Consider the following 9,078-nt stretch of genomic DNA (forward strand, 5'->3'; position numbering starts at 1 on the left):
TTGAACGGCATGGATCAGGGCGACAGCGGCACAATCACCATCACTATTTTGACGTCGCTTGATCAAATCGCGGCGTCAGATTGGGATGCCTGTGCCTGTCCCGAGGCCCAAGACGGCCGTCCCAACGATCCCTTTACCACCTATCGTTTTCTCAAAGCGCTCGAAGACAGCGGGTCGGTTGGACGCGGCACCGGTTGGGATCCGCGGTATTTGGTGGCCGAACAAAACGGTTTGGCGATTGCTGTCGCACCGCTTTTTGCCAAAAGCCACAGTCAGGGCGAGTACATCTTTGACCACAATTGGGCACACGCGCTTGAACAAGCCGGTGGCAGTTACTACCCAAAACTACAGATCGCCGTGCCCTTCACCCCTGCAACGGGACGGCGGTTCCTAACCCGTCCCGGATACGAGGCGGCCGGTATGTCAGCCTTGATTCAAGGCGCGGTTCAATTTGGTGCGAACAATGAACTCTCCTCGCTTCACATTACTTTTTGCACCGAAGCCGAAGCGATTGCCGGGGCTGAAATGGGCCTGTTGCGCCGGACCAGCCAACAATTTCATTGGGTGAATGACAATTACGCCGATTTCGACGCCTTTCTGGGCAATCTCTCGTCGCGCAAACGCAAAAATATCCGCAAGGAACGTGCCCGCGCCCATGGGTTTGGTGGCCAAATTGAAACCCTGACCGGCGATCAGATACAACCACAGCATTGGGACGCGTTTTGGCAGTTCTACCAAGACACCGGGTCGCGAAAATGGGGCACCCCCTATCTGACACGCGACTTTTTTGACATTGCGCATGAGGATTTGCGTGACGACATCGCGCTAGTTCTTTGTTCCCGCGATGGGCGACCCGTTGCTGGGGCGCTGAATTTCATTGGACGCGCGGCGCTTTTTGGCCGCTATTGGGGCTGTGTCGAAGATCATCCCTGCCTGCACTTCGAAGCGTGCTATTATCAGGCTATCGATTTCGCCATCGCGCAGGGATTGGAACGTGTTGAAGCCGGGGCGCAAGGGGAGCACAAACTGGCGCGCGGCTACTTGCCGGTCGCGACGCATTCGTTGCACTGGCTGGCCAATCCCGGCTTTTCGGAAGCCGTGGCACGTTATCTAGAAGCCGAGCGCGCCGCCATTGATGAGGATATCGAAATCCTCACGTCATATGGTCCATTTCGTCGTGAAGTACGGGAGGAACAGGAATGAGTGAACGACTATCTGATACGGCGCGCAAAACCGTGCTTGACCCGTTGTTGTCCAATGGTTGGGCGATGGTCGAGGGGCGCGATGCCTTGACGAAACGGTTCATTTTCAAAGATTTCACTGAGGCTTTCGGCTGGATGACCCGCGTCGCTATGTATGCTGAGAAATGGAACCACCACCCGGAATGGTGCAATGTTTACAAAACCGTGGATGTCAAATTGACCACCCACGATGTGGATGGCCTGTCAGCTTTGGACGCCAAATTGGCCCGTAAAATGGACTGTCTCGCCGGACAGGAACCACACACCACCTAACAAGGGACCACACCCAAATTCCGTGCACGGAATTTACAAAATCCATGCATGGATTTTGAGCGCGCCCAGCCTTGCCACTAGATCGCTTCCAACAGCGTTTCACCAACAGTTAACTCGCAGACGCCGGGTTTCTCTTCGGTTTGAAATACCTTCACGACCCCATCTTCGACCAGCATCGCATAGCGTTGCGAACGATCGTAAAACCCGATCTCAGGGACAGTAAACGCCATATCTATCGCCTTGGTAAATTCACTACCGGCATCAGCAAGCAGGGTCACACCCGCCTCGCTTGCTCCGCTGGCCTCATTCCAGGCGGCCATCACAAAGGGATCGTTGACCGACAAGCAAATGATCTCTTCAACACCTTTTTCGGCAAACGCCTGCGCGCACCGCATAAAGCTTGGTAAATGCGAGGCTGAACAGGTGCGAGAAAACGCCCCCGGAAGCCCAAAGATCACAACTTTGCGCCCTTTGGTGAGGCTACTTAGCGCCAATAACTCTGGGCCCTCGCCCCCCATCCGACCAAGTTGTGCCTCTGGCAGCCTATCCCCAACGGAAATCGTCATAATCGTTTCATCCTTGCGATTGCGTTTCGTCCCTTGAAAACGATAGGTTGCCAGCAAGCAAAGGCAAGGATGAAAAAATGACCAAGGTTGTTGTGATCGGGGCCGGACAAGCGGCGGCATCTCTGGTGGCGCGGCTCCGTGGCCAAGGGTTTGAGGGTGACATCACCGTTTTTGGAGATGAACCGCAGCCCCCCTATCAACGGCCGCCGTTGTCCAAAGCCTACCTTCTTGGCGATATGGCGCTAGAGCGGTTGTTTTTACGCCCCGAGAGTTTTTATTCGGACAATAACATCGACCTGCGCACCGGAATTCGGGTCGATAGCGTTGATCGCACGTCTAAGACTGTTACCGCCGAAGACAAGACCGTACCCTATGACCATCTGGTGTTGTGCACCGGTTCTGAACCGCGTCGTCTGCCGGCTGCAATTGGCGGCGACCTTGCTGGCGTCAGCGTAGTGCGCACCTTGGCGGATGTCGCTGACATGGCCCCACGGTGCACCAAAGGCGCGCGGGTTTTGATCGTCGGCGGCGGGTATATTGGGCTCGAGGCCGCAGCGGTTGCCGCCAAACTCGGCCTCAAAGTCACCTTAGTCGAAGCCGCAGAGCGGATTTTGCAACGTGTCGCCGCGCCTGAAACCTCGTCCTATTTCCGTGACTTGCACAAATCACACGGGGTTGATCTGCGCGAAGGCTGTGGTTTGGTTAAACTCACCGGCGACGGCCACGTGAGCGGAGCGGACCTCACCGACGGCAGCTCGCTTGAGGTGGATTTCGTTATCGTCGGTGTCGGTATCACACCGGGAAGCGAATTGGCCGAAGCCGCCGGTCTCGCGCTCGACAACGGTATCAAGACCAATGCCTTGGGACAAACATCCGACCCAAGTATTTGGGCCGCCGGGGATTGCGCCTCCTATCCGGGTACCGATGGGCAAATGCGCCTTGAAAGCGTCGGCAATGCCGTCGACATGGCCGAGTTGGTCGCCGACAACATCATGGGTGGCGCACGGATCTACACCGCCAAGCCATGGTTCTGGTCCGATCAATACGATGTGAAACTGCAAATCGCCGGGCTGAACACTGGCTATGACCGCGTGGTTGTGCGCGACAACAACGGCGCACGGTCACATTGGTACTACGCCGGTGACACGCTTTTGGCGGTGGATGCCATGAATGACCCGCGCGGTTATATGGTCGGTAAACGTCTGATCGAGGCTGGAAAATCCCCCGCCCCGGATGCTGTGGCCGATCCGGAAACCGACCTCAAGGCCCTGCTGAAGGCATGAGGATCATCGCCGGAGAGTTTCGCGGTCGCAGGCTCGCCTCGGTGGGCAAAGGCGACGCCGGGGCGCATTTGCGTCCAACCACCGACCGGGTGCGTGAAAGCCTGTTCAACACGCTCAGTGGCGGACGGTTTGGCGAGCCAATTGAGGATGTGCATGTCCTCGACCTTTTTGCCGGCACCGGTGCGCTGGGGCTAGAAGCACTATCGCGCGGGGCGACGCATGTCGCCTTTGTCGATGATGGTCGCGCGGCGGGGAAGCTGATTCGCGACAACATCGCGACGCTGGGCTGCAAAGCCGAGACCAAGCTCATCAGCCGCGATGCCACCCGCTTGCCCCAAGCCGACACCGCCTGCCAGCTGATTTTTCTTGATCCGCCCTATGGCAAAGAGTTGGGCGAAAAAGCTCTTTTGACCGCGCATCAAACCGGTTGGATCGCCTCCGGGGCTTTGATTGTTTGGGAAGAAAGTAGCGCCCAAGAGGCCCCAGACGGTTTTGACCTTCTCGATCACAAACGCTACGGCGACACATGGATTACCTTTCTTGAGGCCCAATAGCCGCAGGTCAAAAACGCGACTGGATTTTTCGGCCTGACATCGTATCATCACATTCAAATTAATGCATGATGGAGGCTCCATGTCCGTTTTTCGCCCGACCCGCCGCGACATCCTTAGCATGGCCGCCGCTATGCCTGCGCTCACCCTGCCCGCTTTTGCGCCGTCCATCGCGCGGGCAAATCTTGGCGCGCCGGCCACGCCAAACCCCAGTCATTTTAGCTTCACCCTTGGGCAAGCCAAACTGACCGTTGTCTCCGACGGGCATCTTGCCACCCCGACCAACGGGCTTGGTGTCAACGCCGACCCGGCCGAGGTTCAAGCCTTTCTCAAGGCGCATTTCCTGTCCACGACAACGAATTACAGCCACACAAACCACCTTTTAATCGAGCTAGGCGATGCCAAAGTCCTCGTTGATGTCGGCTCTGGGGATCGGTTTCTTGATACCGCCGGGCGTTTGATGGGCAATCTCGAATCCGCCGGGATCGACGCCAGCACCATCACCCATGTCGTCATCACCCACGCCCACCCCGATCACATCTGGGGCGTGCGCGATGATTTCGACGAGGCGATCATTCCCGACGCGCAATATTTCATCGGCGGCACTGAACACACCCATTGGATGCAAGACGACCTGCTCGCCTCTGCCCCGCCTGAGGCCCAGCAATTCATCGTTGGGGCACAGAACTCGATCAATGTCGACGGGGCCGAATGGCAGCTTATGTCCAATGACGGCGAGATCGCTCCGGGCATCCGCGTCATCGACACGCCGGGCCACACACCCGGGCATATGGCCGTGGTGGTTGAATCGGATGGCCAGCAATTGATGGCTGTGGGCGACGCGATGAACCACGCTTGGATGAACTTTGCCCATCCCGATTGGGTCAACGGCTTTGACATGGACGGCGACCAAACCGCCGCCACCCGCCGCCGGTTGCTTGATATGGCCGTTGCCGATGACATCGCGGTTCTTGGCTACCACTTCCCATTTCCGGGCGTGGGCAACGTGATGAAAGACGGCGAAGCCTATCGGTTTGTGCCCGCACTTTGGAAATGGTGACCCAAGTCTACTCCAGCTCTTGGAGTGCGACTTAAGCACCGCCATATGCCTTTGTTAAAAGGACGTCAGGGAGCCAGATCGCTGTAAGGGCATACGTCATCTTCGAAAGGCACATGACGGCGGCGAAAGCTGCGTGTGTCCACCGCCACAGGGTTGCTTATCCGATCCATCCGAAAATGGCGAAAATCATCGCGTGTCGGATCCCACGCGACGAGATACCAAAGCGGCGGCAAGATCAGCATGGCTTGAGGCTCGACCTCTCGCTTGGTCTTGCGGCCCTTTGCGTCGCGATATTCAAAGTGAATGTAGTGCTGCTTCAAAAAGCAAATCTCAAAAACAGTCAAAAGCTCGGAATCCATTTTTCCGACATCTGACAGGTCTTGTAGCGGCGAAAGCTTGCCAATATGGAGACAGGCAAGGAAAGAGCGCAAATCTCTCACCTTCTCGCGCGGCAAAGCCTTTTCGATCTTGGCCAACCCTGTATCCGCAAGGTCAGAGAAGGGCAGGTTTCCCGCCGCCCGCATCGCGGCAACGCTGATCAACAGAGCAAAAACTTCGGGCACCGAAAGCCGAGCGGTGGTTTGCATCGAAAGTGGGTCAAGCTGTAGGCCGCCGCCACGCCCCACATCAGAGTGAATGACAAAGCCCTCATCCCGAAGAGCGCTGATATCGCGCAGCACCGTGCGGCGCGACGCGCCGACTTCCTCCGCCAACTTATCAATGGTTGAGGTTCCGTTGCGGCGGAGGCTTCGCACGATGGCATCATGTCTAAGTCGAACAGTCATTTTGCAAGCATAGCACAAATGATGCCATATTTTGGCACTATTTCATTCTAAGCCTTTTTCAACGATACGCAAAAAGGAGAAACACCTCATGAAACGCACGGCTGTTAACCCCTGGGACTGGTCTTTGAAGCTTGGTTACAATCAGGCCGAGGTGATCGAAGGCGCATCGCGTCAGGTCATTTGCGCCGGTCAAACCGCCGTCGACGCAGCAGGCTCCCCACAACATCCCGGCGATATGCGCGCTCAGATCGCTCTGGCTTTGGATAACCTTGAGGCCGTGTTGACCGAAGCCGGGATGAACCTAAGCAATGTCACCCGTCTTGTCGTCTATGCGACGGATGTCGATGAGGCGCTAAAAAACTTTGACCTGATGGGGATGCGATTTGGCCCCCACCAAGTCGCGCCACCGATGACGCTTTTGGGTGTGACTCGTTTGGCGATCCCAAGCCTGCTGTTTGAAATCGAAGCAACTGCGAACAGCTAAAGAACAACAAAGCACCGGTCATTCGACGCGTCTAGTCGAGTGACCGGTTGGCCGCGGTACGCCGCTACGTCACCCCTTGCTATAGGTCGGGTGAAACATCCCACCGGGGGAGAGGGTGAAAATCTCACACCCATCCGCAGTTACACCAATAGAATGCTCAAACTGCGCCGAAAGGGATTTATCGCGGGTCACGGCAGTCCAGTCATCGGCCAAAACCTTGGTTTCGGCGCGGCCAAGGTTGATCATCGGCTCGATCGTGAAAAACATGCCTTCCTCAAGCACCTCGCGCGTGCCAGCCCGGCCATAGTGCAACACGTTGGGCGGCGCGTGGAACACCTGCCCCAAGCCATGACCACAGAAATCACGCACAACCGACATGCGTTGGCTTTCTGCATAGGTTTGGATTGCGTGGCCAATATCGCCAAAGGTGTTGCCGGGCTTGACCGCATCAATCCCCATCATCAACGCGTCATGGGTCACTTGGATCAAACGCTCGGCCTTGCGCGACAGTTTTCCGGCCACATACATGCGCGATGAATCACCAAACCAGCCGTCTTTGATCACCGTGACATCAATGTTCAAAATGTCGCCGTCTTTGATCTTTTTCTCGCCCGGAATACCATGGCAAACCACGTGATTGACGCTGATACAGCTGGCGTGCTGATAGCCCTTATAGCCGATGGTGGCCGACGTTGTGCCAAGCTCTTCGACCCGTTTGCGGATAAAATCATCAATTGCGCCGGTGGTTTGACCGACAAAGACATGCTCCGCAACTTCGTCAAGAATCTGCGCTGTGATTTGCCCGGCCGCATGCATTCCGGCAAAATCACCGGGTTGGTAAATCCGAATTCCGTCGCGGGTTACACGGCCTTTATCGTTCATCACGAAACGCTCCATCAAAACTTTGCCGATACTTAGGGGCTTTGAGGGGCCAAGACCAGAGCAAACGCCTCTTTTCCCTGTCACACATTCCCCCTAAGACGGGCTTAAAGGAGCGCGCACATGTCCCATATCACCCTTGTTCGCCACGGTCAGGCCAACACCGAAGCCCGCGACGAGATCAGCTATGACAAACTCTCTGATCTTGGCTGGCAGCAGGCGCGTTGGCTTGGCGATCACTTTCGTCAAACCGGCGAGGTCTTTGCCCGCGTTTATACCGGCACCCTGACCCGCCACATCGAAACCGCGCAGGGGATTGATGCGGATTGTCCGGTTGAGATGGTCCATGATGCCCGCCTGAACGAGATGAGCTATTTCGATGTCGCCCAGCGCCTTGAGGAACAACACGGGCTTGCCATTCCCGGTGAGCGCGAGGGGTTTATCGAACATCTGCCCAAGCTGTTCACCTATTGGCAGCAGGACAAAATCGAAGACGTGCCAGAACGGTTTTCGGAGTTCGAAGCGCGAGTGCGTGACGCTCTGCATGAGATCGCCGAGGGCGACGGACGGGCCTTGGTTGTGACCTCGGGCGGGTTGATCGGCATGGCAATGCGCCTGATCCTGCGGCTCGATATCGAAGCGCTGTCGCATATGTGCTTATCGATCGAAAATAGCTCGCTGCACCGTGTCCAGCCGATGTCGACCGGGTTGGTGATGACGCAATTCAACGCGATCCCGCATCTGGACACCCCGGAACGCGCCTTTGCCCGCACGCACCTCTAAAGGGCACCGCCCAAAATTCGTACACGAATTTTACAAGAATTTTGGAAAATTCTTGCGCCCGGACGCAGGGGTGTGAAATGACCAATCCGTTGTGATTGCAATGAGGGAGAGGCAATGACCCATCTATGGATTCGCGCCGAAAGCCGCGCCAACGAAGAACGAGTGGGCATCACCCCGGAAGGGGTCGCCAAGCTGGTCGCCAAGGGCTTTCGTGTCACGATTGAGGATAGCGCAACCCGCATCATGCCAAGCGCCCCCTTTGTTGCCGCTGGGGCCGAGTTGGCCGAAGAGGGCAGCTGGCCCGAAGCACCGCAGGATGCGATCATCTTTGGCCTCAAAGAACTCCCCGAAGCCGACACGCCACTGATCCATCGCCACATCATGTTTGGCCATGCCTACAAGGGTCAAGAGGCCGGCGCGCGTTTGCTACAACGTTTCGCCGCAGGCGGTGGCGCGCTTTATGATCTGGAATATCTGGTCGAGCAAAACGGTCGCCGTGTTGCCGCCTTTGGCTATTGGGCGGGCTACGCTGGCGCGGCTGTGTCGCTCTTTGCGTGGGCGGCGCAAAAACAGGGCGGTACCTGTCCTCCTGTTTCGACTTGGCCCAATTCCGAGAGCTTGCAAACCGAGTTGACAGCCGCGCTTGACCGCGCCAGCAGTGAACGACCCAACGCCATCGTTATTGGCGCGCTGGGTCGCGTCGGCACCGGCGCGCGCGATCTTTGCAAACAGATGGGAGTTGCCACAACCGATTGGGATATGGCCGAAACCGCATCCGGCGGCCCCTTCCCGCAAATCTTGGAACATGACTTGTTCTTTAACTGTATCCTCGCCGCTCCCGGCTGCCCGGTCTTTGTCCCCGCATCGGCCAAAACCGATCTGCGCCGTCTGGCCGTGATTGGCGACATTGCCTGCGATCCACAAAGCGAGTTTTCCCCGGTCAAGGTCTATGACCTAGAAACCACTTGGACCAATCCGGTGACCCGCGCCTATGACGCGCCGCCGCTTGATGTGATGGCTATCGACAACCTGCCCTCGCTCTTGCCCCTCGAATCTTCCGAAGATTTCGCCGGCCAACTGCTCCCCCATCTGGAAACGCTGGACGATCTGAACAGCGGCGTTTGGGGCCGCGCATTTGACACCTATTCACAGTACAAACCCGAGGTTTAAGAC

At 57.0% G+C, this 9,078-nt stretch carries 11 protein-coding genes; 8 read left to right on the forward strand and 3 right to left on the reverse strand.

All coding sequences use genetic code 11. The features are described 5' to 3' along the window. Positions 1-9: 9 nt before the first annotated feature. Positions 10-1,203 carry a GNAT family N-acetyltransferase gene (locus tag AC5EFR_RS20745; RefSeq protein ID WP_493577638.1) on the forward strand — a complete coding sequence of 398 codons (1,194 nt, stop codon included), beginning with the start codon at positions 10-12 and terminating at the stop codon, positions 1,201-1,203. Continuing rightward, complete coding sequence (locus tag AC5EFR_RS20750) at positions 1,200-1,514, forward strand: 4a-hydroxytetrahydrobiopterin dehydratase (RefSeq protein WP_493577639.1); 315 nt, start codon at positions 1,200-1,202, stop codon at positions 1,512-1,514. The genes AC5EFR_RS20745 and AC5EFR_RS20750 overlap by 4 nt, the downstream gene beginning before the upstream one ends. Before the next feature lie 77 nt (positions 1,515-1,591). Here the strand turns inward: AC5EFR_RS20750 and AC5EFR_RS20755 are convergent, their stop codons facing one another. Further along, on the reverse strand, positions 1,592-2,080 hold the full coding sequence (locus AC5EFR_RS20755) for a peroxiredoxin (RefSeq protein ID WP_493577640.1): 489 nt from the start codon (positions 2,078-2,080) through the stop codon (positions 1,592-1,594). Between the two features lie 77 nt (positions 2,081-2,157). On the opposite strand from AC5EFR_RS20755, the gene AC5EFR_RS20760 reads away from it, so the two are divergent. From AC5EFR_RS20760 to AC5EFR_RS20770, 3 genes are all read left to right on the forward strand, one after another. Continuing rightward, positions 2,158-3,363: an NAD(P)/FAD-dependent oxidoreductase gene (locus AC5EFR_RS20760; protein WP_493577641.1), complete on the forward strand. Its 1,206-nt coding sequence runs from the start codon at positions 2,158-2,160 to the stop codon at positions 3,361-3,363. Continuing rightward, the gene (gene rsmD / locus AC5EFR_RS20765) at positions 3,360-3,917 is read left to right on the forward strand and encodes a 16S rRNA (guanine(966)-N(2))-methyltransferase RsmD (RefSeq protein ID WP_493577642.1); all 558 of its coding nucleotides are present in this window, start codon (positions 3,360-3,362) and stop codon (positions 3,915-3,917) included. Before AC5EFR_RS20760 ends, rsmD begins: the two co-directional genes overlap by 4 nt. Positions 3,918-3,996: 79 nt before the next feature. Beyond that, complete coding sequence (locus tag AC5EFR_RS20770) at positions 3,997-4,974, forward strand: MBL fold metallo-hydrolase (RefSeq protein ID WP_493577643.1); 978 nt, start codon at positions 3,997-3,999, stop codon at positions 4,972-4,974. A 65-nt stretch (positions 4,975-5,039) separates the two neighbouring features. Here the strand turns inward: AC5EFR_RS20770 and AC5EFR_RS20775 are convergent, their stop codons facing one another. Next, a complete protein-coding gene (locus AC5EFR_RS20775; RefSeq protein WP_493577644.1) occupies positions 5,040-5,759 on the reverse strand; it encodes a helix-turn-helix transcriptional regulator in 720 nt (239 codons plus the stop codon). Positions 5,760-5,847: 88 nt separating this feature from the next. Here AC5EFR_RS20775 and AC5EFR_RS20780 point away from each other — a divergent pair, with 88 nt between their 5' ends. After that, entirely contained in the window at positions 5,848-6,243 is a 396-nt protein-coding gene (locus AC5EFR_RS20780) for a RidA family protein (RefSeq protein ID WP_493577645.1), read from the forward strand. A 69-nt stretch (positions 6,244-6,312) separates the two neighbouring features. Here the strand turns inward: AC5EFR_RS20780 and map are convergent, their stop codons facing one another. Beyond that, positions 6,313-7,125 (reverse strand): type I methionyl aminopeptidase, encoded by an 813-nt coding sequence (map, locus tag AC5EFR_RS20785; protein WP_493577646.1) that lies wholly within the window; start codon positions 7,123-7,125, stop codon positions 6,313-6,315. Positions 7,126-7,245: 120 nt separating this feature from the next. Between map and AC5EFR_RS20790 the strand changes: the two genes are divergently transcribed. Both AC5EFR_RS20790 and AC5EFR_RS20795 read left to right on the forward strand, forming a co-directional pair. Continuing rightward, positions 7,246-7,905 (forward strand): histidine phosphatase family protein, encoded by a 660-nt coding sequence (locus tag AC5EFR_RS20790; protein WP_299923171.1) that lies wholly within the window; start codon positions 7,246-7,248, stop codon positions 7,903-7,905. A gap of 114 nt (positions 7,906-8,019) precedes the next feature. Further along, positions 8,020-9,075: a saccharopine dehydrogenase gene (locus AC5EFR_RS20795; RefSeq protein ID WP_493577647.1), complete on the forward strand. Its 1,056-nt coding sequence runs from the start codon at positions 8,020-8,022 to the stop codon at positions 9,073-9,075. Positions 9,076-9,078 lie beyond the last annotated feature (3 nt).

This window comes from Pelagimonas sp. (assembly GCF_058892305.1).